The organism is Pedobacter sp. (assembly GCF_045627485.1).
GTDB lineage: Bacteria > Bacteroidota > Bacteroidia > Sphingobacteriales > Sphingobacteriaceae > Pedobacter.
On record NZ_JAZQNU010000120.1, the window covers coordinates 1 to 25,251 of the forward strand.

Annotated in this window: 17 protein-coding genes and 1 pseudogene; 9 read left to right on the forward strand and 9 right to left on the reverse strand. The window is 41.0% G+C overall.

Features of this window, described 5'->3' with window-relative positions:
- From ACR2F3_RS09190 to ACR2F3_RS09205, 4 genes and pseudogenes are all read left to right on the forward strand, one after another.
- A pseudogene (locus ACR2F3_RS09190) lies at positions 1 to 333 on the forward strand (hypothetical protein); the annotation flags it as partial.
- A gap of 211 nt (positions 334 to 544) precedes the next feature.
- Positions 545 to 940: a hypothetical protein gene (locus ACR2F3_RS09195; RefSeq protein ID WP_432709684.1), complete on the forward strand. Its 396-nt coding sequence runs from the start codon at positions 545 to 547 to the stop codon at positions 938 to 940.
- A 62-nt stretch (positions 941 to 1,002) separates the two neighbouring features.
- Positions 1,003 to 5,340, forward strand: a complete 4,338-nt coding sequence (locus tag ACR2F3_RS09200; protein WP_432709685.1) for a CusA/CzcA family heavy metal efflux RND transporter — start codon at positions 1,003 to 1,005, stop codon at positions 5,338 to 5,340.
- A 1-nt stretch (position 5,341) separates the two neighbouring features.
- Positions 5,342 to 6,478: an efflux RND transporter periplasmic adaptor subunit gene (locus ACR2F3_RS09205; protein ID WP_432709686.1), complete on the forward strand. Its 1,137-nt coding sequence runs from the start codon at positions 5,342 to 5,344 to the stop codon at positions 6,476 to 6,478.
- A gap of 76 nt (positions 6,479 to 6,554) precedes the next feature.
- Here ACR2F3_RS09205 and ACR2F3_RS09210 read toward each other — a convergent pair whose 3' ends face one another.
- Positions 6,555 to 7,184, reverse strand: coding sequence for an NAD(P)H-dependent oxidoreductase (locus ACR2F3_RS09210; protein WP_432709687.1), 630 nt, complete (start codon positions 7,182 to 7,184; stop codon positions 6,555 to 6,557).
- Between the two features lie 100 nt (positions 7,185 to 7,284).
- Here ACR2F3_RS09210 and ACR2F3_RS09215 point away from each other — a divergent pair, with 100 nt between their 5' ends.
- The 4 genes from ACR2F3_RS09215 (at position 7,285) to ACR2F3_RS09230 (ending at position 10,527) form a co-directional block, all read left to right on the forward strand.
- On the forward strand, positions 7,285 to 7,641 hold the full coding sequence (locus tag ACR2F3_RS09215; RefSeq protein WP_432709688.1) for a winged helix-turn-helix transcriptional regulator: 357 nt from the start codon (positions 7,285 to 7,287) through the stop codon (positions 7,639 to 7,641).
- A 68-nt stretch (positions 7,642 to 7,709) separates the two neighbouring features.
- Complete coding sequence (locus ACR2F3_RS09220; RefSeq protein ID WP_432709689.1) at positions 7,710 to 9,362, forward strand: ATP-binding protein; 1,653 nt, start codon at positions 7,710 to 7,712, stop codon at positions 9,360 to 9,362.
- Positions 9,363 to 9,373: 11 nt separating this feature from the next.
- Positions 9,374 to 10,039, forward strand: coding sequence for a response regulator (locus tag ACR2F3_RS09225; protein WP_432709690.1), 666 nt, complete (start codon positions 9,374 to 9,376; stop codon positions 10,037 to 10,039).
- A 212-nt stretch (positions 10,040 to 10,251) separates the two neighbouring features.
- Complete coding sequence (locus tag ACR2F3_RS09230; protein WP_432709691.1) at positions 10,252 to 10,527, forward strand: hypothetical protein; 276 nt, start codon at positions 10,252 to 10,254, stop codon at positions 10,525 to 10,527.
- Between the two features lie 69 nt (positions 10,528 to 10,596).
- On the opposite strand, the gene ACR2F3_RS09235 is transcribed toward ACR2F3_RS09230, so the two are convergent.
- Together ACR2F3_RS09235 and ACR2F3_RS09240 are read right to left on the reverse strand one after the other, a co-directional pair.
- On the reverse strand, positions 10,597 to 11,133 hold the full coding sequence (locus ACR2F3_RS09235; RefSeq protein WP_432709692.1) for a PRC-barrel domain-containing protein: 537 nt from the start codon (positions 11,131 to 11,133) through the stop codon (positions 10,597 to 10,599).
- Between the two features lie 26 nt (positions 11,134 to 11,159).
- The gene (locus tag ACR2F3_RS09240; RefSeq protein WP_432709693.1) at positions 11,160 to 11,786 is read right to left on the reverse strand and encodes an OmpA family protein; all 627 of its coding nucleotides are present in this window, start codon (positions 11,784 to 11,786) and stop codon (positions 11,160 to 11,162) included.
- A 178-nt stretch (positions 11,787 to 11,964) separates the two neighbouring features.
- On the opposite strand from ACR2F3_RS09240, the gene ACR2F3_RS09245 reads away from it, so the two are divergent.
- A complete protein-coding gene (locus tag ACR2F3_RS09245; protein ID WP_432709694.1) occupies positions 11,965 to 13,002 on the forward strand; it encodes a LacI family DNA-binding transcriptional regulator in 1,038 nt (345 codons plus the stop codon).
- Between the two features lie 252 nt (positions 13,003 to 13,254).
- On the opposite strand, the gene ACR2F3_RS09250 is transcribed toward ACR2F3_RS09245, so the two are convergent.
- The 6 genes from ACR2F3_RS09250 to ACR2F3_RS09275 all read right to left on the reverse strand — a co-directional run bounded on the left by ACR2F3_RS09250 (position 13,255) and on the right by ACR2F3_RS09275 (position 25,212).
- A complete protein-coding gene (locus ACR2F3_RS09250; protein ID WP_432709695.1) occupies positions 13,255 to 14,964 on the reverse strand; it encodes a RagB/SusD family nutrient uptake outer membrane protein in 1,710 nt (569 codons plus the stop codon).
- Positions 14,965 to 14,974: 10 nt separating this feature from the next.
- The gene (locus ACR2F3_RS09255) at positions 14,975 to 18,088 is read right to left on the reverse strand and encodes a SusC/RagA family TonB-linked outer membrane protein (RefSeq protein ID WP_432709696.1); all 3,114 of its coding nucleotides are present in this window, start codon (positions 18,086 to 18,088) and stop codon (positions 14,975 to 14,977) included.
- 225 nt (positions 18,089 to 18,313) lie between these two features.
- Positions 18,314 to 19,645, reverse strand: a complete 1,332-nt coding sequence (locus ACR2F3_RS09260) for a DUF3472 domain-containing protein (RefSeq protein ID WP_432709697.1) — start codon at positions 19,643 to 19,645, stop codon at positions 18,314 to 18,316.
- 13 nt (positions 19,646 to 19,658) lie between these two features.
- Positions 19,659 to 21,005 (reverse strand): Gfo/Idh/MocA family oxidoreductase, encoded by a 1,347-nt coding sequence (locus tag ACR2F3_RS09265; protein WP_432709698.1) that lies wholly within the window; start codon positions 21,003 to 21,005, stop codon positions 19,659 to 19,661.
- A complete protein-coding gene (locus ACR2F3_RS09270) occupies positions 20,998 to 21,603 on the reverse strand; it encodes a hypothetical protein (RefSeq protein ID WP_432709699.1) in 606 nt (201 codons plus the stop codon). The genes ACR2F3_RS09265 and ACR2F3_RS09270 overlap by 8 nt, the downstream gene beginning before the upstream one ends.
- Positions 21,604 to 21,801: 198 nt before the next feature.
- Positions 21,802 to 25,212 (reverse strand): family 16 glycoside hydrolase, encoded by a 3,411-nt coding sequence (locus ACR2F3_RS09275; protein ID WP_432709700.1) that lies wholly within the window; start codon positions 25,210 to 25,212, stop codon positions 21,802 to 21,804.
- Positions 25,213 to 25,251 lie beyond the last annotated feature (39 nt).

A 25,251-nucleotide genomic window follows, 5' to 3' on the forward strand; every position in this document is an offset into this window, starting at 1 on the left:
TGTGTTGAATGTCAATGTGATATCTTCATCCTGATATTGTGTTTTGGTAATCATCAGGCTCGTCTTTTCATTGGAAAAACCGACATATTGCATGTTATCTCCTGTGCGGAAAGGACGTTTAGAGGTGTATTTGAAACTCATGGCAGGGCTTGGTTCTGCACTTTGAAGGGTTATTTCATTGTTGCCGGCTGCGGCGATACCTATATGGCTGGTTACCTATACCAACGCTGCAAAGGTGCCGATGTACAGCAGTCGGGTACTTTTGCTGCGCGTTTAGCAAGCAAGAAAATGGAAGCCGCCGGACCGTTTAAAGGAGACCCTTTTTCCAATTGATCGCTTGTCAACCTTTACATCGACTATCCTTAAGTCCAGATTCCATAACATATGAATCCATAATATATCCAAGTATTTCTAGGAAAACTCGCTTTCAACTTGGACTTAACTTGGACTTAACCCGGATTGAGGTATACGCCGTGTCTAACTTCTCAAGACAAAATACCGCGATTCTCTTGTTGGGCTACAGGAAAATAATAACTTTGCCCTATTGAAGAAGTTCACCTCCATATGTATTGCAGTCGTGCTTTTTGTCTTTTCCACTGGTTTACAGGAATTGGCTAAGCTACCGGTACTTTTTCAGCATTATTTTGAGCACCAATCCTTAAATAAGGAGATTACCTTCGGTGCATACCTATGGGACCACTACAACAGCGTCCCTCATACTGATTCAGATGCAGAGCGCGATAACCAGCTTCCATTTAAATCAATGGATAATAGTGGCTCCGGCTTGGTGAGCCTGGATATTATGCCCAGCAACGCCTACCCTATTAAGTTAATCGCACAAGTGATTATAAGCAGCCCCGCCATTTACCATGGACACCATATTCCTGACACCACTGGCGGCAAAATCTGGCAACCACCCAAGATACTGATTTATTCTTAAACCAAGTTGGCGCTTTGTGCCCTTGCTTTTTTATTGTATTAGAATAAATCAAATCAATTTTCATGCTGAATAAAATTATTGGGTTTTCTGTAAAGAATAAACTCATTGTTGCGCTATTTACCTTAGCGCTAGTGGTCTATGGCGCCTTTGAATTGACCAAACTGCCCATTGATGCAGTACCAGATATTACCAATAACCAGGTACAGATCATCACTTCCGCACCATCATATGGTGCCACAGATATTGAAAGGCTGGTTACCTTTCCCGTAGAGCAAGCCAGCAGCAATATTGCTGGAATTAACGAAATCAGGAGTTACAGCCGTTTCGGCCTTTCACTGGTGACCCTGGTGTTTAACGACGATGTTGACATTTACTGGGCGCGGCAGCAGGTTTCTGAGCGCCTGACTACTGTTCAGGCAAATATCCCCGAAGGGATAGGAAAACCTGAAATGGGACCTATTTCTACCGGACTGGGTGAAATTTACCAGTATGTGGTGAAGCCGAAAAAAGGTTACGAAGACAAATTTGACATGACGGAGTTGCGTACCATCCAAGACTGGATGGTGAGGCGCCAGTTGCTGGGTGTTCGTGGTGTGGCAGAAGTAAGCAGTTTCGGCGGTAAACTCAAACAGTATGAAGTAGCCATTAACCCGAATAAACTTCAGGCCCATGGCATAACCATATCTGACGTGTTTGATGCCCTGGAAAGTAACAATGAAAACACCGGTGGCGCTTACATTGAAAAGCAGTCCACAGTATTATACATTAGAAGCGAGGGGCTTATTGAAGATAAAGATGACATTGAAAATGTGGTGATCAAAAATACCGGCAGCGGTGTGCCCCTGCTCATTAGAGATGTGGCGGAGGTAAAAATTGGTGCTGCAACCCGCTATGGAGCCTTGATTTATAATGATGAAGGCGAGGTTTCCGGCGCCATTGTGATGATGCTTAAAGGCGCCAACAGCAATGTGGTGATTGAAAGCATTAAGGCGAAGATTGCTGAAATTCAGAAAACGCTGCCTGAGGGCGTGGAAATTGAACCTTTCCTTGACCGCACCGATATGGTGAGCAACGCCATCAGCACGGTACAGACCAATTTATTGGAAGGGGCCCTGATTGTGGTGTTTGTGTTGGTGTTGTTTCTGGGCAACATGCGTGCTGGCTTATTGGTAGCTTCGGTAATTCCCCTGTCAATGTTGTTTGCCATCATCATGATGAACCTGTTTGGCGTAAGTGGAAACCTGATGAGTTTGGGTGCATTAGATTTCGGATTGATTGTAGATGGGGCGGTCATTATTGTAGAGGCCATTATGCACCAGCTTGGCCATAGCAAAAGGTTTGCAGGAATAACCGCGCTGAGTCAGAAAGACATGGACACGGAAGTGAAAAGTGCTTCTTCTAAAATGATGAACAGTGCAGTATTTGGACAGATCATCATCCTGATTGTCTACCTGCCGATATTTAGTCTGGAAGGCATTGAAGGTAAAATGTTCAAACCCATGGCACAAACGGTAGCTTTTGCTTTATTGGGTGCATTTATCCTATCGCTCACCTATATCCCGATGATGAGCAGCCTGGTATTAAGCAAAAAAATCAGCCTAAAAAAGACCATATCGGACCGCATGATGGAAAAAGTGGAGAATGGTTATCGCAAGCTGTTGCAGCGTGCGTTACTAATTCCAAAAGCGATAATTGCCCTGGTGGTTACGCTATTTATTTTTGCTGTATTTATACTGAGCCGCATGGGCGGAGAGTTTATTCCCTCAATCGAAGAAGGAGATTATGCCGTAGAAACACGCGTGCTTTCGGGAAGCAGCCTAAACACCACCATCGAGAATGTTCAAAAGGTATCGGCCATCCTGAAATCCAGGTTCCCTGAAGTAGAGAATATTGTGACCAAAATAGGCAGCAGTGAAGTACCAACCGAGCCCCTGCCTATGGATATGGGTGATATGATCATTAACCTCAAGAAAAAGAGCGAATGGACTTCGGCAAAATCATTTGACGAGCTGTCAGAGAAGATGAGCAAAGCCGCAGCAGAGGTGCCAGGGGTAACAACAAGTTTTCAGTTTCCGGTACAGATGCGTTTCAACGAGCTGATGACAGGCGCGCGGCAAGATGTAGTTTGTAAAATATTCGGGGAGGACTTTGATACACTGGGTGTTTACGCCAAAAAGGTAGGAGAGATTGTAAGAACGGTGGAAGGTGCGACAGAACTGTACGTGGAACAGATTACCGGGACACCACAAATCGTGATCAAATATAACCGCCAGGCCATTGCCCAATATGGACTCAATATAGCAGAAATCAATAAAAACATCAATGCTGCTTTTGCCGGGCAGAGCACGGGAACCGTGTTTGAAGGCGAAAAACGCTTCGAGCTGGTAGTGAGGCTTCAGCAGGAGCAACGTACCGACATCAGTGATGTGCAAAACCTGCTGATCTCTACCCCATCTGGCGTTCAGATTCCCTTACACCAGGTGGCCATGGTGTCACTGGTAGACAGCCCCAGCCAGATCCAGCGTGAAGACACCAAAAGACGTATTCTAATTGGATTTAACGTGAGCAACCGGGATGTGGAAAGCATTGTGAACGAAGTTCAGGAAAAAGTGGACCAACAAATAAAGTTACCGGCAGGCTATACCATCAGTTATGGAGGATCTTTCGAAAACCTGAATGAAGCGAAGTCACGTTTGTCGGTAGCCGTGCCCGTTTCCCTGGTACTGATATTCCTATTGCTTTATTTCGCTTTTGATTCCATCAAATACGGGTTACTAATTTACACCGCCATTCCATTATCGGCCATTGGCGGCATCTTTTTATTGGCCTTAAGGGGCATGCCTTTTAGCATTAGTGCTGGCGTAGGTTTCATTGCCCTTTTCGGAATTGCGGTGCTTAACGGTATTGTATTGGTGGCTGAATTTAACCGCATTAAAAAATCAGGAGAAACAGATATGAGAAAAGTTGTTGTTCAGGGTACCATTACCCGGCTCAGACCTGTGTTGATGACCGCCTTTGTGGCCTCACTAGGGTTTTTACCAATGGCATTAAGCAACGGTGCCGGGGCATCGGTACAGCGGCCATTGGCTACCGTGGTTATTGGTGGTTTAATGATTGCTACCTTACTTACCCTTTTTGTACTTCCTATTTTATACATCACTTTTGAAAAAGGACTTAAAAAAGTAAAGCCTAAGAAAGCGATAGCAAGCCTCGTTATCCTTTTAATAAGCATGGCTTCGTTTCCTGCAAATGCCCAAACACCTATTAGCTTGAAAGAAGCATTAGACAGTGCGATGAGCGGCAACCTTTTGCTTAAAAACGAGCGTTTAAAGGCAATGGAAGCAAAAGAGCTTATCAACACAGGAGCGGACATCCAGAAAACCAGCGTTAATGGGGAGTATGGCAAATTCAACAGTCCGCTGGTGGACAATGCTTTCGGGCTTAGCCAAAGTCTGAGCCTGCCGGCAGTATACCGCAGGCAAAAAGACAAACTTAAAGAAGAGCACCAGGCTGCGGTGGTCAATATAGACCTGCAGCAAGCGGAAATCCGTAAAAACACGAGTACGGTATTCTACGCTTTGCTGGTTACACAGCAGAAAATGCAACTCTTAAAAGCTTTAGACAGCACCTACAGGGAGTTTTTGCGTATTGCAAAACTGCGGTTTAAAACCGGGGAGACGAATGTATTGGAACACGCCAGTGCCGAAAACCAGTTGATACAGGTGGGCAACCAGAGAAAAGAGCTTGAAAAAGAACAAACAAAGCTACAGCAACAGCTTATGTTGTTAACCAACAGTGAGGTGATCAGGCAGCCTGTTTCTGCCGGCTTTAAAGTGCCGGCTCAGGTATTGGATAGCAACCTGCTTGGCAATCACCCCTATTTAAAAGCCTATGAGCAACAGGAAAAAGTTGCGGATGCGGCCATCAGGGTAGAAAAATCCAGGTTACTTCCAGAATTCAGTGTGGGTTACCGTAACATGAGTTTACAGGACGGAATCAATTACGACCGGGGTTCCCGTTTCCATTCCTTCCTGTTCGGATTGGAGATCCCTTTATTTTCCGGTGCACAACAAGCAAGGATCAGGTCGGCAAAAACTGCCCGGTTAATTAGCAGCAATGAAACTACCTGGGCTACAAATCAGCTTAAAGCTGAATTTGAAAGTGCATGGCAAGCTTACCAGATTCATGCAGCCATGGTGGATGAATTTGAACGTGTTGCGCTAAAAAATGCATCGGCCATGACCGAAACGTTAAGTAAACAACTTGGCCAGGGAGAGATCAATTACCTGGAATGGACAGTACTTAACCAACAGGCATTATCGCTAAGAATGGATTATTTTAACGCAGTGACGGAACTGAACAACAGCATCATACAATTGAATTACCTTTTATCAAACTAACATGAAATTTTGCATTAACACCCTATATACATTACTGATCTGCGTGGCTATTTATGGCTGCGGCACGGAAGCCAAGCCCCTGGAAGAGGATGTCGCTGCTACTGCAGATGAAACATTGGTACAACTAAGCCCTGAGCAGGCCAAACAAATCAATCTGCAAGTTGACGTAGTGAAACCCAGGAAGATCAGCAGCATCCTTAAATTAAGCGGACAAATTGATGTTCCGCCTCAAAACCTGATTTCTATAAGCATCCCGCTGGGTGGTTACTTAAAATTCACTAAGATGTTACCAGGTACACAGGTTAAAAAAGGGCAGCTTTTGGGCGTCTTTGAGGATGCACAATATATCCAGCTGCAGCAGGAATACCTGAGTGCAAAAAACAGGCTCAGCTATGCCAGCAAAGAATATGCGCGGCAAAAAGAACTGAACCAGTCAAAAGCCGGTAGCGACAAGGTATTGCAACAGGCAGAAAATGAATACCGCAACCTGAATATTGAAAGCAAGGGCCTGGCGGAAAAATTAAGGCTGATTGGCCTGAACCCGGTAAAACTGAATGAAAACAACATCGGCAGAACCATTAATGTGTATTCGCCAATTGATGGTTTTGTGAGTAAAGTAAACGTCAACATTGGTAAATATGTAACCCCTTCTGATGTTATTTTTGAATTGGTAAACCCGAGTGATATCCATTTAAGCATGACGGTTTTTGAGAAAGACCTTCCAAAAATTGGGATAGGACAGCAGGTGATGGCTTTCAGCAATGCCAATCCGCAGAAAAAATACAGAACGGAAGTGATCTTAGTGAGTCACTCCCTTAACAATGAAAGAAATACAGAAGTGCATTGCCATTTTGAAGATTATGACAAAAGTTTGGTGCCGGGCATGTACATGAATGCAGAAGTGGAAATAAACAGCCTGGAACAGGAAGCTTTACCCGATGAAGCCATCGTTAATTTTGAAAATAACGACTATGTTTTTGTGGAAACTGGCAAGAATACCTACCAGATGACCGCTGTAAAAAAAGGAAAAATGGAGGACGGATTTACGGCTGTAGATGAAAGCCTGAAAGGGAAAAAGATGGTGGTTAAAGGTGCTTACTCTTTATTGATGAAGTTAAAAAACACCAGCGAAGAGTAAGCTTAGTCAATATTGAAAATGACGATATGACCTTTTAGATCAAATTTTGTTTATTTACCACAGATAATTGCCGGTATTACGGCAATATCGTGGCAAAGTCAGCTTTCGCAACTCTCACTTTTTTAACTTTTGCAAAATAATCACTCGCTTCATCGCGATAACCAATGGCCATAATCACCACTGATTTTAAACCTTGCTCATGAAGGTTTAGAAGCTCATCGAATTTGTCGGCATCGAAACCTTCCATAGGTGTTGCGTCAACCTGTAAATCTGCTGCTGCAATTAGCGCTGTACCCAAAGCGATATAGGCTTGTTTGGCTGCCCAATTGAAATTAGCTTCATCTGTTCTATTCAGGAAACCGTTTATAAGGGCATTTTTAAAATCGGCAAGGCTTTCAACGGGGGTCTCTCTTTCCGTTGCGATATGGTTGATATATTTTTCAATATATTCCTGAGTTATTTTTTCAAAGGCCGCAAACACGAACAAATGAGATGATTGAGCGATCTGCGAATTAAAGGACCCCTCGCCCAGCTTTAGTTTGAGCGCTGGATTTTCGACAACAAACAGTCGGTATGGTTGCAGTCCGGCAGAAGAAGCGGATAAGTTAGTGGCTTCAATGATCTGATCAACCAATTCGGCAGATACCTTGCGGTTACTGAATTTTTTGGTGGCATAACGCCAGTTAAGGCTATCAATTAATTTCATGTTTATAAATTTTGATTCGATACAAAGTTTGCGAATATTAGTTTACTTTTGTCACTAACTAACAAAAAGTAATGGTAACATCGAGGTAACAAGCTTAACTATGTCAGAAACAATGGAACACACTGGTCATGAATGCAAGAAATCTATTCAGGCCGTACACGATGCGATGTATGTTTTAGGTGGGAAGTGGAAGATATCCATCATTGCCAGCCTTTTATTTGGTCCTAAAAGATATTCTGATATCCTAAGGGATGTTACTGGCATATCAGGTAAGATGTTAAGCAGGGAACTGAAAGAAATGGAAACCAATTTACTGGTTAAACGAACCGTAGTGAGCACACAGCCTGTTACGGTAAGTTATGAGCTTACAGAATATGGAGAATCAGCAAAGCCTGTCATTGATATTTTAGCGAAATGGGGTGAGGTGCACCGGACGTGTATTAAGCGAAAAACGTAATTAATACGTTGATAATTTATTTTATATATTTTCCATTTTTTTGCTTTTAAAATAAGTATTTTAGTTGAGTGAAACTATTGGCGCTCCTATCACTCATTATATTTTTATTTTCTTGTACCAAGCAAGAAAATATAGCGTCTGATGCGCTGTCTAAACTAAATTACGACAAAGCATATGACTTCTTTGAGGATAGTCGGTACGACAGTGCCTTTTATTATTACAATAATGTTATCTCTTTGCACTCTGATAGTCTGTTGATCGGAAAATCGCTAATTAACATGGCGATCATCCAATCCATGCAGGGTGATTACTTCGGGAGCGATGAATCAGCAGTGAAGTCAATTAAATATTTCGTCGGGGATAATTCCGTTTTTCTCCCTACAGTCTACAACACCATTGCAATAAACAAAAACGACTTAAAAAATCATAAAGAAGCCATTATCTGGTATAAAAAAGCAATTGCCGCAAACAATAAAGATGATGACTGGGTTAGTCTCATGTTCCAAAATAATCTGGCAGTTACTCTTTTCAAGATCAAGGACTACGATGCCGCTAAAGCGATCTATCAGAAACTTTTAGTTCACGACACCGTAAAGAACAGTGCCTTGCTTTTAACAAAGGTGATGGATAATTATGCGTATACCAAATGGCTCCAAGATTCAAACTATAAAGCAGCGCCAGAACTCCTAAAGGCTCTTTCTATCCGAAAAAAACAAAATGATCAATGGGGACAAAATGCCAGTTTTGCACACTTAGTTGATTATTATAGCAAAAGCCATCCCGATTCGGCATTACTTTATGCCTACAAGATGTATGAGGTGGCGAGTAAGTTGAATAGCGCTAATGACAGGCTCACAGCACTACAGAAATTAATAAAATTAGGCCCTAGTAAGACTGCCAAGCCACATTTTGAAATGTATCAAAAGATTGATGACAGTTTAAAAACTGCACGGAACGCAGCAAAGAACCAATTTGCCCTTTTACGTTATGAAACGGAAAAACATAAAGCAGATAACCTGCAATTACTTCAAGAAAACACAGAAAAACGATATCAACTCCTGGCGATTATTGCGAGCATCTTTATACTGCTGTCGTTAAGTATTTTTTGGTATAAAAAGAGAAAGCTGAAGTTAGAATCAGATGCGCAAAATGCGATTAGGGAAAGTAAGCTTAAAACATCAAAAAGAGTGCATGATGTGGTTGCAAATGGCTTATACCGTGTGATGACCGAAATAGAAAACCAGGAGCATGTCGATAAAGAAAGCATGTTAGATAAGATTGAAGACCTTTATGAGAAATCGCGAGACATTTCTTACGAGAACGATGCCCTGAATACCACCGCTTTCCATTTGAAAGTATCGGAGCTCCTTACCTCTTTTGCTACTGAAAAAACTAAAATACTTATCGCCGGAAATGCCGAGGGAATGTGGGATAGCGTAAACTCAAATGCTAAATATGAAATAGAACATATTTTACAAGAACTGCTTGTGAATATGAAAAAACACAGCCAGGCGACTAACGTAGTTATAAGATTTGAACAAAAAGACAATCAAATCAATATCTATTATTCTGACAATGGGATAGGCATGAATGAAACTACGCGGTTTAACAACGGCCTGCGGAATACGGGAAACCGTATAGATACTATAAAAGGAGCAATTACCTTTGACAAAACAGCTGAAAAAGGCATGAAAATACAGATTTCATTTCCTGTTACTTAATCTACCTCATCATGTTCAAAAGAGTTTTAATTGCAGAGGACCAAGAAACAACCAGTATTTCTGTTAGGAAAACACTGGAAGAATTGGGCATTGCCAACACCGAATACACTTATTATTGTGATGATGCCTACACGCGGATTAAAAAGAACGCTAATACTGAGCAGCCTTTTGACTTATTGATCACCGACCTTTCTTTTGAAGAAGACCATCGCAAGCAGTTACTTGCCGGGGGTGTGGAGCTGATTAGTGCCGTTAAAGCTGTACAGCCAGGTATAAAAGTTCTGGTTTTCTCTGCGGAGAACAAAGCTGCTGTTATCGATGAGCTTTTTAAAGAACTTGGCATTAACGCTTATATACGCAAAGCACGTAATGATGCAAAAGATCTAAAGTTGGGTATAGAAGCCATTTCCAAGAATAAAACTTACCTGTCTGCACATCTGAAACCCATGGTAAAGCAAAAAAACGCCTATGAATTTTCAGACTTCGATATCACGATCATAACCCTGTTATCTCAAGGAACCCTGCAAAAGGATATACCACTATACCTTCAACAGAATAATATTAAACCATCTGGCTTAAGTAGTGTAGAAAAACGTCTTAATCTAATTAAAGAGGTGTTAGGATTCACTAAAAATGAGCAATTGGTTGCTTACTGCAAAGATTTCGGAATTATTTAGGATTACGGTTTCCCGTAAGGAATAACGTTTATGTAATTATACTTTTGAGCAACTAACCAACTAATAGAAAAAACTTTTGCTCTCGAAAAAATGTAGGGATTGACACATTTACTTTTACGTAATAGTCAATCCCGCATTTTTAATAGTCAGTCATTTTATAAATGCTTGCTATAGCCCGCTGAGAGAAACAATCAAATAAGCTCCTAAATCACGTGAAAATTCAAACCATCGTTTACCTGACTTTCGCTACTCTTTGCCTGCTTTGTTTAAGCTCTTGTGCGGCTGCAGGCTCAATACCCACTGAAGCCGGTTTCTTTTCAGGCATTATTCATGGTATCGTTTTCTTCCCCTTTGCTTTGCTGGCCAAATTATTTGGAATGGATTACAGCCTGTATGCAGAACATAACACTGGCTTTTATTACTGGATAGGGTACATTATTGGCATTGGAGGACTTGGTACCGGGGGGAGAGCCGCCTTGAACATCTAAATTGCATCACCAATGCTGGAAGTATTATTTTAACAATAAAAAGGAGGCTGTTTGGCCTCCTTTTTATTGTTAAAATCTACTGTTCGTGAGATCTTCCGCTTCCGGATTCCGGGACACAGGATTACCCAATTGTCCTCCACGCTTATAGAACCTGCCTTTATCAAAATGATGGTGTTTGTAAAATGTGTCCTGATCAAATTCAGCAATAGTTTCTTCTATTCTCAAAGCAGCCGGACTTCCAATAACATTCCTTATTTGCACCTCCATTTCCGGACCAAGTGCAGCTTTATCGTAAGGAGGTAAGGCATTAAACTGATCGACATGCAAACCTGGTAACACGACCTCATCATCGCTGGTATGCAGGTGGGCAATACCAAGTGGGATCATGATCTTTTTGTCGCCGAGATTCAACAGGTTGTCGTTTAAATCGACTACCAGGTACCGTACTGCACGGGTTTGAGGATCAAACAGCAGCTCTTCTACCTTTCCAATGTAAGCACCCGCTTCATTTTTCACATCCCAACCGGTAATGTCAGGTTCGCCATCTACGATTTGAAAATCACTATTGCTTAACTCCTGCAGGTATCTATATGTGTTCTGTTCCATGATTCTGATTTAAATGGTTATTAGAATTACTGATTTGGGAATACAACAATAGAAACATTGCGATTCTGTTGACGCCCCGATTTCGTGTCGTTGGTTGCTACAGGCTCTGTTTCTCCCAGTGACTGTATAGATATTTGCTCAATGGCAATGTCGCCGTTCTGTGTAAGCCATTCTTTCACTGAAACAGCACGTTCTTTACCAAGTTCTTTATTTTCATTTGCAGGACCTGTGGAATCTGTGCTGCCGAAAACGCCAATTGTGGCATCTTTGAAACGTTTTTTAATGACGTCTGCAATCTTTTCCAACTTTTTCACGCCACTTTCAGAAAGATCGCTTCCTGAAGAAGGAAACAAAATGTTCTCGCCAAGCGTGTAAATCGTATAGGTGCCATTACTTCTTGTCTGAATATCACTGTCGTTTATGTCCGGATCGTTTTGAGGCTCGCTATCAAAGTCGACAGTACTCCAATCCACTATGGTCATTGCAACCGGTGCATTAGTGGAATCAATGGTGAGTGTATCGCCGGATGTTCCTTTTTTTTCATTGCTACACTTATTAAACACCATAGCTACTATAAAAATAGCTAATAATACAAAAATAAGCCAAAGCCACCAGGGTCTAGACGGTTTTGGTTCTACTTCTAGATGTGCCATATTTATCGTTTTAGTTTACGATTACCAATTTGGAAATCAAAACATAGAACACACATGGCGTAAAAATGTTTGCATTGCACCCATAAGGAACTAACCTACAGGGAAAGTAATCAGGAGCGTTCAAATCATTTCCGCCAAAATATACATACCTTGCATATTTGTTAACCATTATACATTCATGTTTTCGAAACCCACTACATTAAAGGAAATTGCTGCAAGATTAAACATCTCTATCTCGACAGTGTCAAGGGCGCTTCATGACCACCCAAGCATAGGTTTAACAATGAGGCAAAAGGTAAGGAAAGTGGCAACTGAAATGAATTATGAACCCAACCAATCGGCAGTATTCTTTCAAAAAGGGAAAACCCATACAATTGGTGTTATTTTACCAGAACTTTCCGAAGCATTTTTTTCTTCTGCAACGAGTGCAATTGAAGAGACGGCCTATAAGAAGAATTATACGGTGCTATTGGCACAATCACATGATAGTGAACAAAAAGAAAGAGAACTGGTTGATAAAATGAAGAAGCACCGGGTTGACGGTTTACTCGTTTCGTTAGCCAAAAACACATCCTCATTTGAGCATTTTGAACGACTGAAAGATTACGATATTCCTGTTGTATTCTTTGATAGGATACCGCCCCTGCAAAACATTCATTCTGTGGCCTGCAATATGGAAACGGGCACTATAGAAGCTGTCAATTATTTACTAAAAAAAGGACACCGTACCATTGGAATGATCAATGGCCCAAAAACACTTTTTGCGAGCAATGAACGCAAACAAGGATACATTGAAGCCATGAAGAAAAACAGGTTAAAATTCGACCCCTCGCTTATCGTTAACTGTGATCTAACAGAGGAAAATACTGAAGAATGTTTAACAGAACTCCTTGGCAATAAAAGAAAGGTAACTGCAATCGTGACCTTTAATGATTATGTTGCGTTATTCGCGATAAAAAAAACAAGATTACTGCAGCTTTCCGGAAATAATACCCTCGAGTTTGTGAGTTTTGCTAATCTCCCCCTTATCAATTATATGGATCATGTTCCTGTAGCATCTGTAGAGCAATTTCCCCGTGAACAGGGCCAAAGAGCAACAGATATATTATTTGAACTACTCGCTCAAAAGGAAAGAAGCCCTGAAAAACCGCCGGCATTTTACAATTTTATAATCGAATCTAAACTTGTAGAGAACAACAGGCCCACTTTTGAATAAATTCGCAATCTTTGTTTAAGCACCACGTGCTAGGTCTATAGCACAAGCTGCAGATTTAAATAGTACAAAGTGCTCAGGATAAGGCCAGGAAGGCAAGGCTATTTACAAGGGATTATTGATGGGAAACTATTAAAAAAATGCGCAAACGGTTGCGTAATATTAATTGAAGAACTCTAAATAACCTGTAAATTAAACTAACATGGTTTAAAATAATGGCGGACAACTTGTGGTTGCCCGCCATCACCTTATTTATTAGTTAGTGGGATTTTGAGTTAATTTACCAGGATATGAATTGATTGCACTTTGAGGAATGTAATAAACAACCCTATAATCTGTAGCAGCGATCCTGTCGGTCTGACTCTGAGGACCTGGGTACATTCGAGTAAGCGGTTTCCCATTACGGAAAACATCAAAACTGCGTTCGGCTTGAAAGGCCAATTCCAACTGTCTTTCTTTATCAATTAAATCACCAGCATTTGATGCATCTAAGGAAGCATAACCACCATTAACAATGGCGCGTGTTCTGATGGTGTTTAAATCCGTAAGCGCTTCGCCGAACCTGTGTAATTTGGCATATGCTTCTGCTCTATTCAAATATATTTCACCCAACCTGCTAATTACAGGAGAATGTAAATGTGAATTTTCTCCTTCACGGGAAGATTTAGTAATATAGAATTGAGGGAAAGCACGATTTAAGGTTATAAAATAGTCGATAACTCCAGTATAAGTTTTACCATTTTTGTATCTTATAGAATAAATTTCTTGTGCTGCGTCAACTGGTGTAAGAGTATACACATCAGCACCTTCTGTACAGGTAATCACACTTCCGCTTCTTTTGATATTAGCCTGTACATAGTTTAATACGTTGCCGGCATCATCTTTAATAAATCTAAAGACTTCTGTATAAGCTCCAGAGGCGTTTTTTGAATAAGTAGGCTCGATAAAGGAAGCCCTGGCATCCACAATTTTGTATTTTTCAGGTCGCCAGTCATTTCGCCCTGTTTCATCTAACAGGCTAATGTGTTTTGCACTTGCATACATTTCTCCCCAGCCTTGTCCACCGATATTGGCATACATGCCACCAATGCCATAATAATGGTCGGAACCAGAAAATTCTGAGGCTACACGTTTAACGGCAAAAATGGTTTCCTGATTACTCTCAGGCACAAAAGTGTTGTACTTCATGAACTGTTCTCTTGGCAACAGGCGATACCTTGAACCATTGATTACTTTATTGGCATAATCTATTGAAAGCTGGCTATAGGTAGTATTAGGGTTTTCATACGTTCCGCTCATATACAGATAAATTCTGGAAAGCATGGCTTGGGCAGCTTCTTTAGAAGCAAAAATAGGCCCCTTATTAACCGAAATCAGTTCCTCTGCCTTTTTTAGATCAGCAATAGCCTGCTCATAGGTTTCTTTAACAGTTGCCCGATCGGGCAAATTTAAATTGATAACATCTTCAGGAGTACCATTTACAATGGGCACACCTAAGTTAGTTTCTGGTTGTTGATAATAGGGACGGCCAAAAGCACGAACCAGGTAAAAATACATCATTCCCCGAACGAAATAACATTCCCCTAATTTACTATCGAGGGTAGGATTTTTACCTTGGGGAACCAAATTAATAATATTGGAAGCCTGGGCGATGGCCTTGTAACCACTGTCCCAGAAAGTAGATAACCTTCCATTATTTGGCGTTCTGGCAAAGGAGATAAACTCATAAAAAGCATCGGTAGAAGCTCCCCTGATCATAATGTTATCGCCTGCGTATTCGCCTAAACGGTGCATAGGATCAGACCAGGCCTTAAGCTGGGCATATACACCATTAAGTAACCCATCTATAACTTCCTCAGGATTCTGGTTTATACTTCCAGATTCCATTGCCCCATAGGGTTCCCTATCAAGTTCACAAGACGACAGGGTAATTATAGCAAAAATGATCGTAAATATCTTTTTCATTTTTTGTTTTTTAGAATGAAACATTAAGTCCTAACATGAATTTTCTGGTCATAGGGTATACAGAAGGTCCAGCTGAAAATAAAATCTTTCCCTCTTCGTTAACTGGTATTTCTGGATCTACCCCTGAATATTTCGTGAGTACAAATAAGTTCTCACCTGCTAGAAAAACCCTTAGGTTTCTAACGTTATACTTTTTTAAGTCGAAATTATACCCTATTGCTAATGAACGCATCCTAAAAAAGTCATTGCTTTCCAGGTAACGTGAAGACGCAGAATTTCCTAAATCCTGATTACCATATCGTGCTCTAGGATGTGTTGCAATATCGCCAGGTTTTTGCCACCTGTTCCAGCCATCCATCAACTGCATCTGGTTACGATCTGTATAGGTCCCATCCGAATCAAATTCCTGACGCGAATAATTGTAAAACGTGCCTCCAATTGAGTAGCCGAACACTGCATTTAGGTCAAATTTCTTCCATGTTAAAGAAGTATTAATACCACCGAACAGGTCTGGGGAAGCTTTGCCTAGCTTTTCTTGGGTAGCTTCTGCATATTTTGAAGTCGTAGTCCGTTCTAATTCATTACCGTTTTCATCTCTGGTTACTTTGTACCATAGCGGCAAACCATTTTCAGGATTAACACCTGCCCATTCTCTCATATAATAGGTGTCAATAGGCAACCCAATTTGCAGTATTCTGCTTGCAGAGCCAGCTATTCCCAAATCATCACCTCTAATGATTGGTTTCGAGGTGTAAGTACCATCCAGATTTCTGGTTTTGTGGATATCGGTAAGCTTATTGATATTGGTACCAACGTTTACATCTACACTCCACAACAGGTCATCAGTACGGATCACATCACCGCCAACAGAAATTTCAATCCCTTTGTTCTGCATTTTACCCACATTTTGCCAGATGCTTGTAACGCCTGTTAAACCAGAAATCGGAACATTGTACAAAATGTTATCTGTGTTTTTGATATAATAATCTACGTTCAATCTAAGCCTATTGTTGAATGCTACAACATCTAAACCTGCACCGCTGGTGTAAGTTTCCTCCCAGGTGAGGTTTTTATTGCCAATCTGATTAATTAAAAGACCGGGAATACCATTGTAACCTGCAGCTGGATTTACAGCATACAGATCGTACTGTGGATATAACGAGCTCGGGCGATTTCCTACGGTACCATAGGAAGCACGAAGTTTAAGCGTGTTGATGAAATCTGCTTGGAACCAATCTTCGCGATTGATATTCCATCCACCACTAACTGAGAAGAAGTTACCATATTTCTTACCGAAATTAGAGGCCCCATCTCTACGAAACGATACCTGGGCCAGGTATTTTCCATCATAGGAATAATTTGAATTAAAAAGCAGCGATTGTACGGCCCATTCGTCTATTCCGCCTTTGGTTCTTTCAGGTTTAGATACCACATCCAGTACTTCAAATCCTGGTAATAAGCCAGTGCCGTATACATCTAAAGACTTGCTGCCGTAATCATTAAATTCGTAAGCCGCCAGGGCGTTTAAACTATGTTTACCCCAGATGTTGTTATAACGCAACATTTGATTGGTATAACGACGGGTGTATTCAGATCTGTATTCTGTTATACGGCCGTTAACACTTAATCCTCCATTTGAACGGGGGTCTGTGTAACCGCTTGCAGCATAGGTGTTAAATCTATAATTATTTACAGACGAAAAAGTAAGCTTCTTGGTAAGGTTGATATCAAAATCAAAGTTACCCATGAATTCATTATTGTTGTTTGCAGAATGGTCCCATTGCAGGTCGTACAGGTAATTAGTGGATACGCTGTTAACCCAAGCGTCGGAGCGGTGAGGCACTAAATTTCCGTCGGCATCAAAAGGACTATCCCATGGAAGATTGGAGTACATGGAACCTACGGAATATTGGCGATCAGTAACACCACGGCGGGCACCAACTAAAGATGGCTTAATGGTTAACCATTCTAAAGGTTTATATACAGTATTAAGCCTAAAGTTATACCGGTCATAATTATATCCCTTTACAGCGCCTGTTTCCTTATAATAACCTACAGATAGGAAAGATTGTAGTTTCTCGGTTCCTCCTTGTAAAGAGATATTATGACTTTGATTAACGCCTTCTTTGGTCGCTAATTTCCACCAGTCAAAATTGCTGTTACGTAACTCTGGATTCCAGCGAGGAAAACTGATGGTATTTGCATTGGTAAATGACGAAAAATAATCATATAACTGCGCTCCATCCATCACTTGCATATTACCGTTGCTAACTGTAGTTAAACCAGCTTTTGAAGAAACATCTATAATCATCTGTCCGGATTTGGCCCTTTTGGTTGTAACGATAATTACACCATTGGCCCCCTGGGATCCGTAGATAGCCGTAGAAGCCGCGTCTTTTAGTACGGTAAGGTTTTCAATATCATCAGGATTTAGATCTCCGGGACTAGACCCTATAATAACGCCGTCTATTACCCATAGCGGACTCGTTGTTCCGTTTAAAGTGGCTTGTCCACGAATGATAACCGCCCCTGCAGATCCTGGTCTTCCTGAACCAGGCGCTACGAATAAACCTGGTGCCTTACCCGAAAGCATATTTTGCACATTTGGCGAAGTAATATTTTTCAGTTCAGTTCCTTTTATGGTGCTTAGGGCTCCTGTAAGGCTTTCTTTCTTTTGGGAACTATACCCAACCACTACCAGTTCTTCTAGAGACTCACTGGATTCGTTAAGAATAATATCCCCTAAAGCAACACGAGTTATGGTAAGATCCTTGGTCTCATAGTTTAGGGAGGTGATGGTTAAAATGTCTCCGACTTTTGCATCTATACTAAATTGACCTTCCACATTAGTAGACGTAATTCGGTTGGTTCCTTTCACTTTAACGGTAGCTCCTGGAATTGGGCCGCCAGTTAAATCTTTAATTGTGCCGGAAACAAATTCCTGGTAAGTGGCAGCTGTATTAATGGAAGTAACACTACCTTCCGGTTTGGGAAAGGTCTTTGCATGTGCAGATGTGGATAGACACATGGAACAGATTGCAAAAGCCTTCAAACTGATAAAAAAGAGATTAAAAGGCTTAATATTCTGTGTCAGAAATGGTTTATTTTGATTGATATTCTTCATTTTAACTAAAGAAATAGGATTAAATTTTTGGAATTAAATGATTATAGCGCATTGTTAGCTTAGGCTTGGGGCCAATTGTTTCTCATGTTGTTGGTTTAGGATTGGGTTAGGTTTATGAAATTAGTCAGACAGCAGCTAAAGCATTAGCCCGAACTAAGGTAGCCCACCCAGTATCATTTTCAGTGCAAAAACACTACGCAAACGTTTGCTGAAAGGTAGAAAATGCTATTTAGGAAGATCGTTGACTGCGATCTCTGGGGCTTTTCCGCTTTGTGGTCTTTCAAAGACCTGATTTAAATCGGTATAATCATTAAAAAAGCCACAATTACGCAGGTAAAACGAATTCTTTTGCACACCTCCTCCATAATCCATTCTATATTTTTTCCTGGCAGTATTATCTGCGGTAAATTTTGCTTTATGGAGCGATGTCCATTTCCCAGAACTGCTTCGAACCCATTGATTGGTAAATTCCACTTGCCTTTCCACCTTACCTTGATCGGGCACGAAATTCTCCAGAAAAGAATGCAATCGTTTTAAATAGGTCCGGGTATCTGGCCTTCTAAAGCTGGCAATTAAAATCCAGCTTTGCTTTTCAGGGTCATAAAAGTATGCTGTATAGATACTGTTGTTATCTCCTTCAGGACGGCCACGTAGCAAAAACTTATAGGTGATGCCAGCTTTCCAGTTATATTTTAAATAACTCTGCCCTCCTGAGCCCTCATTTCCAAATTCTCCGACATGCACATTTTCGCCTTTAGCAAGTAGTTGGATTCTTTGATGATCTGGAATCTTATCAGGTTCATCAGTAACGAAAGGGCTCCACACGGAAAACAATATCCTTCTTTCAGTGGCAGAATTTACCTGCATACCAAAGTAACCTTCAGCAAAGCCATTGGCCATGAAATAAGACCCGATTACGTCATTACTGACTGGTACTGTTACCTCATTGTAAAACCATTCTGCCTGCAGGTTGTCAGGCAAAATATAATTCAAGTGAACTGATGGGCCCCTTCTTCCCCAATGGTAAAAGTTTCCTTCATTGTTCTTTACGAAGGTAAGGCCATCAGTGGCCTTACCACGCATTTGGAAGCTCGACACATCAGCAAACTTACTGCCTGTTGTAGAAAGACCTTTGATCTTAAAACTAAAGTAACCAGTATCAGTAATTAGCCAGGTTCCTGTATAATACGCTTTCACTGAATCTCCTTCCACATCCAACTTTACTGAGCGTCCGGGGCCTGATACTTCAATTTGGCTTTTCCCCTGAGGAACACTAAGTTTAAGCCAAACCTCCAGTTTACCTGGCTTTGTGCTCCTCACGTAGGTTTTATATTCCGCCTGCTGATCAGTCCAGTTAACTATCCCATGATCAGTAATTCTTCCACCGAATCCTTCGTTTTTAGTTTTCCATGTATTTCCTGCAAGAGGAACTTCTATAGTTGGTGGCTCAATTGCCTTTTCCTGCGTTTTAACATTAAATCCCATTGCAGCAATTGCAATGATAACTGCACAAACAGACCAGCCGAAAGGATTTCGGAAATTTGGAAGCTTTTTCATACTGATTTATAGCCTAGTAATCGTCGTTCAATGCAAAAATTGGTTTTCTAGTCATCCATTTCCCACCAGTAAAGTCGGGAAATTCAATGGTTTCGTTACCAAGTTCTATAGATTGCTCACTCAAAGGCGTGATGGCACTCCATGCGGCGGCGTCATAAACATCCAGCGGTGTTGTGGTCCCTCTTTTCGCCGCTTCGATAAATGCGTGTAATACAAAGAAATCCATTCCGCCGTGGCCTGCACCTTGCGCATCTTTTCCATATTTCTTCCAAAGTGGGTGATCATATTTTGCAAACCAATCTTCTGCCTTATCCCACTGGTGTGGCTTGCTGATGCCTTCGATATGCACGCTTTTATTAAGATCCATCCATAAACCTTGTGTGCCTTGAACCCTAAATCCTAATGAATATGGGCGTGGAGAATTTGTGTCATGCTGCAGAATAATTGTTTCCCCATTGGCACAGTCGATGGTAGTGGTTACAATGTCGCCTAAACGGAACTTTACTTTGGCATTAGGATGATTCTCACCGCCATTATCTACTATGTATTTATTCAGGCCCCTGGCTTTTGTTGAAAAAGAATTAATTTTTATAAATCGGTTACCGCGGTTGATATCAATACATTGGGCTACCGGTCCAATGCCATGGGTAGGATACAAATCACCATTTCGGTGGATAGAATGGTTCGTCCTCCACTGCGCTTCAGAAAAACCTTTCTCATTAAATTCTACCCCTACACCACCTTTACCATCATTAAATTTAATGTTTCGCAGGTCGTGCTGGTAACCACCCTGTAGATGTAAAATTTCGCCGAATACATTTTGGCGAACCATATTTAAAACAGCAAGTACATCCCTGCGGTAACATACATTCTCTAGCATCATCAGCTGTGCCTCATGTTTTTCCGTAGCATGAACCACATCCCAATGATCTTGTAGGGTAATTCCAATAGCTACTTCAGAACCTATATACTTAATGCCAGCTTCTAAAGATCCGATGATCATCGGTTTATGCCATTCCCAGGGCGTAGCAATTACAACCGCTTTGAGGCCTTTCATCTGGATCATTTTTTTCCATTCATTTTCACCACCGGTATAAATTTTTGGCATCGGCTTACCGCTTTTGGTAATAATGGCTTTAGACATTTCCAGCATACCAGCGTCAATATCGCAAATAGCGACTACGTCAACATCAGCGCGTTTTAAAAGCAGATCAAGGTGATTTTGTCCCCTTAACCCAACCCCGATAACGGCTACTTTAATTTTACTGTCTGCAACACTGGCAAAGGCTGATTTCTCAGGCATAACCGCGACTGCAGCTGCCGTTAGCGCACCGGTTTTAACAAAGCTTCTTCTATTCATAATTTGTGTATTCAGATTTATTAGGTGAAAATTTATTTAGTGTACTACCTTCTATTTTTAAATGCTTTACAAATTGGCCAACATTGTTGATTTTGCCCGCCCAGTTTTCTGTTGAAAAACTTCTATTCTTCACGGTGGCTAAAGTGAGCCCGTAATGATCCTTTAATGTCAGCCTCGCATAAGTGAGGTTACCCGCCTGCGGATGAACCTCCAACAGAAGCTGAAGGCTCTGTGTTGATTTTTCCTTGCTTATCCTCCGATTATCCTTGACACCACCGATAAAAAGGTAACCATCAGCATGAAGACCTAGTTCAATGGGTAATTGTACCTCATTGGTGGCTACTTTAATACCTAGCTTCAAACCCGCAATTACTGAAGAACCGGTTGCTAATGACCAACTAATGTTAAAAAAATGCGCCGTAGAAACCATCAGCTCAACTTCCTGACCTGGTGTGATTTCATCGAATTCCTGAACCAGAGGATTGATATCTTCTGTTTTTAAATAATCAGGCATAGCAATCCCGGTCACAGTTTCCTGTGTTAGTGAAGTGGCTTCAGAATTGCCTAAGAGCAGATTAAAAAGAGATCTTCTTAACATAGTTTATGATGTATACTGTTATATTGCAAATCCAAGATAAAGTTTATAAAAATAAGCAGAGAAATATTGATTAGTTAATACTACGCAAACGTTTGAGTTAGGATTGCACTATGAAAGATGTTTTGAGAAAAGTGAATTAAAACATAAAAAGCACTCAATGAGTGCTTTTTATGTTTATGACGAGAATTGAACTTGTGATTATTTTTTACTCAAATCTTTGATTCTAATATTCCTGAACTGTACTGGTGAACCATGACCAAGGAAACCGATATGGCCGCTTTTACGCATTAATCCAGGATGAGGCTTACCATCAGCAGCACCATTTTTTCTAGCCTCGGTAATATCTGCATCAAGAATCACAGTGCCGTTTAGAATTACTTTAATTTTAGGGCCTTTTGCGATTACTTCTTGATAATTCCACTCCCCTACAGGTTTTAAAAAGCCCCTTTTTGCAGGCACAGCACCATAGATAGACCCATGATACTGATAGATGTGAAGGTCTTTGTAAATCGGCGCATCATTATCAAGAATTTGTAATTCCATGCCTTCATAAGCGGCATCACCCTTTAAAGGGGCTCTGATACCTAAGCCATTATTGGCTCCAGGAGTTAGCTGAAATTCAAAGCGATAAATAAAATCGCTAAATTCTTCTTTGGTAAACAAGTTGCCACCAGAACCTTTCCCTGGTTTTGGACGGATGGCTATGGTACCATCCTCTATAGTATAATCGGTCATATTACCCATCCAATTATGCATGTTCGTTCCATCAAAAAGCACTTTATACCCTTCCTTTTTTTCTTGTGCTGATAATTCAAAAGGTTTTACTTTTGGGAGCTCCTTGATATAAATATCGCGATAGGCTACCGGGGAGCCATGTGCCTGCAATTCAATCTGCTCCTCAGCAAAAATGGCCATATTTTTATCCCAATAATTTTCAAGGATCACATTATCAGTTACGAGAACTCCATTTAAATAAACAGTAACACGGTCACCTTTCATCAAAATGCGAAAGGTATTCCATTCATCTAGTTTATTATCAGCCACCTTAAGCGGCTTACTTTCGTTTATTTGATTGTTATACAAACCGCCGGATCCTACTTGGGCGCCATCTTTTATACGTGCATTATCCCAGATCTGTACCTGAGGGGTTCCTCGAAGATAGATCCCGGCATCTCCTTCCCCTTTTTTATCATCGATAATTTTCCAGTCTACCAGCATTTCGAAGTCGCCATATTTCTTAACTGTAGCGATGTTGTTTCCATGACCAGTGAAATGCAATTCACCATTCACCACTTTCCAGCTGTTTACCATCTCTGCATCGGCCTTTTCTTGTTGGGCTTCCAATGTTTTGGCACTCATTTTCGATCGTTTAATCGGATCTGCAACAAGCCCCTTCCAACCTTCCAGAGTGGTTCCATCAAACATCTGTACAAAGCCAGTACCTGGTTTCATTTGAGAGATGTATTTGCGCATTGCTTCTTTCTGGTATCCGCTATCGCCACCTGTAATCACTTCAATCGATTTATTCAACAGGCCAATAATCAGGTCTCCATTATAATCACCGGCTAGGGTAATATTCATTACTGCATTTGCTGCTGCCTGTTGTAAGGCTACATCATCTAAATATTTACCGGCAAAAACAATGGCATTAAAACTTTTAGCCTGTTCAGTAGCTTTTAATATCTTATTTTTCTGACTTGAATTTTGAGCTACTTCCATTGCATTACGCAGTAATAACAACTTCTGTTCGGCTGGAACTACACTACCTTTTATAGCGCTTAAATACCCATCGATAGCTGTATTCAAAAACTCAGCATTTTTTGTCTCACGTGCTATCTTAATTAACTCAGAAGCTGAGCTACCATCAACCCAGGTAGACAAAGCCACTATAGCTGCCTTCTGCGTTTGCTCATTACCTGAATGATAGGCATCAGACACTGTTTTTAATGCTTTCTGCCCCCCCAGACTTGCAAGTACTTTGTAGAAAAGTAATTTTTTGTTTTCCGGACTTGCAGCCATTTGTTGTAATACCGCATCAACCTGCTGGGAATTCTCTTCACTACCATTCACTGCAGCAATAATTGCCGCCTGTATGGCCGATTCCTGCTCACCCGAGGTTTCATTTAGTAATGAAAATAGTTTTGGTAAATCATCCTTTACCACAACATGACTTAATGCTTTGTAAGCAGCCTGCTGTACTTCTGGATTTTTATTTTTCAGTTGGTTGTAAACCGTACTTATTTCTGCATTCGCAGCACGTGAAGCAATAATATTGATCAACGCAATCTGTACATTAGGTTTAGCACCAGGAATAGCATTAGCAACCCTTTGCGCAATTCCATTTCCTTTCATTCTATTGATAGCTCCAGAAATTGCTGCAACATCTGTAGTATCTCCCTTACTCATGGCCTTCAACAAATCACCAAGTACCTGGTCCTGGCCAATATTAGTTGCGGCATTTATAGCCGCAATTTTGACCTTTTTATTTTTAAACAACTTAAGTACTGCTGGTAAAGCTTCCTTAACTCCACTCTCGCCAAACATATATACGATATCTGCTTTCGCATCATCATCAACCTGGCCTAATTTCTTAATCCAGGGACCAATTGATGCAGCAGTTACATAGGGAACAGCATATTTGAGTGCAGTGGCACGGTATATTGCATTCTTATCTCCAGCTGCTTTCAAAAGAATTTCTTGATTGTTTTCCTTATCGGATTCCACTAAGATCTTCAAAGCGCCTGTGCGGAAGCCCACCTGGTCGTCGGCAGTGGTTTTATCCAGTATTTTTTTTCCAACCTGTTTTGCAAGTGACACATTGCCATTTTTCATTAATTGCTCCGCGTAAATCAGATAAGCCGCAGCGGCATAGGTATTTTCAAATCTATACTTACTTCTTTCAGCTGCACTTGCAAGTATGCTTTCTGATGAAGGATCTGCAATATAAGCCAGGGCATAGAGGGATGACTTTTCGGTATTACTATCACTGTTTAAAGCCAGCGCATTAATTGTGTGTGAGGCCTCCTTAAAACGACTATCTCCCAAGGCTTCAATAAGTGACAGTTTTGCAGGGCCATTGGCCTGCTTTAATGCATTTAATAAGGCCGTTTTTGAGGAAACAGTATTGATTTTAACCAAGGCTCTTCCCGCAGGATCTGCCAAAAGTGGATCCGTCAAATATTCTTGTAAATAAGAAACAGCTGCATCATCACCAACTAGCTCCAGCTGGCTGATTATAAACGATTTATTTTGAGGGTTCGTAAGTTTGGGTAAAGCTTTGCAATATGCATTAGCGGCCATTACTCTCCAGTTTTCTTTTCCTTTCTGGCTAACATAGGCGGAGAAACCACCTATTGCATATTCTAATCGTGAATTATCACCCTGACCCGGTGCTGCAAGTTTGGTTATTAAGGTTACATAACCATCTTCACCCAACTGAGCCAGGTCTTTCATATTATTGTCTAATAGTTTTGCGTCCTCCGCTGGCATTTGAGCCAGTAAATCGGCAATCCGGGTAGTTACGGTACGCTGGTCATTTTTTTCCTGTGCTTGTGCTACATTGTTTAGCGTTAGCATAGCCAGTAGAATAACGAATATATTTTTTATCATTGTTTTATTGGTAAAGTGTTCGTCTGAATTGTCTTTAAA

What these genes read in the sequence shown, in the direction of transcription:
- ACR2F3_RS09200 (WP_432709685.1), top strand. Translation starts at nt 1,003, where the DNA reads ATGCTGAATAAAATTATTGGGTTTTCTGTAAAGAATAAACTCATTGTT.
- ACR2F3_RS09205 (WP_432709686.1), top strand. Translation starts at nt 5,342, where the DNA reads ATGAAATTTTGCATTAACACCCTATATACATTACTGATCTGCGTGGCT.
- ACR2F3_RS09210 (WP_432709687.1), bottom strand. Translation starts at nt 7,184, where the DNA reads ATGAAATTAATTGATAGCCTTAACTGGCGTTATGCCACCAAAAAATTC.
- ACR2F3_RS09215 (WP_432709688.1), top strand. Translation starts at nt 7,285, where the DNA reads ATGTCAGAAACAATGGAACACACTGGTCATGAATGCAAGAAATCTATT.
- ACR2F3_RS09225 (WP_432709690.1), top strand. Translation starts at nt 9,374, where the DNA reads ATGTTCAAAAGAGTTTTAATTGCAGAGGACCAAGAAACAACCAGTATT.
- ACR2F3_RS09235 (WP_432709692.1), bottom strand. Translation starts at nt 11,133, where the DNA reads ATGGAACAGAACACATATAGATACCTGCAGGAGTTAAGCAATAGTGAT.
- ACR2F3_RS09240 (WP_432709693.1), bottom strand. Translation starts at nt 11,786, where the DNA reads ATGGCACATCTAGAAGTAGAACCAAAACCGTCTAGACCCTGGTGGCTT.
- ACR2F3_RS09245 (WP_432709694.1), top strand. Translation starts at nt 11,965, where the DNA reads ATGTTTTCGAAACCCACTACATTAAAGGAAATTGCTGCAAGATTAAAC.
- ACR2F3_RS09250 (WP_432709695.1), bottom strand. Translation starts at nt 14,964, where the DNA reads ATGAAAAAGATATTTACGATCATTTTTGCTATAATTACCCTGTCGTCT.
- ACR2F3_RS09255 (WP_432709696.1), bottom strand. Translation starts at nt 18,088, where the DNA reads ATGAAGAATATCAATCAAAATAAACCATTTCTGACACAGAATATTAAG.
- ACR2F3_RS09260 (WP_432709697.1), bottom strand. Translation starts at nt 19,645, where the DNA reads ATGAAAAAGCTTCCAAATTTCCGAAATCCTTTCGGCTGGTCTGTTTGT.
- ACR2F3_RS09265 (WP_432709698.1), bottom strand. Translation starts at nt 21,005, where the DNA reads ATGAATAGAAGAAGCTTTGTTAAAACCGGTGCGCTAACGGCAGCTGCA.
- ACR2F3_RS09270 (WP_432709699.1), bottom strand. Translation starts at nt 21,603, where the DNA reads ATGTTAAGAAGATCTCTTTTTAATCTGCTCTTAGGCAATTCTGAAGCC.
- ACR2F3_RS09275 (WP_432709700.1), bottom strand. Translation starts at nt 25,212, where the DNA reads ATGATAAAAAATATATTCGTTATTCTACTGGCTATGCTAACGCTAAAC.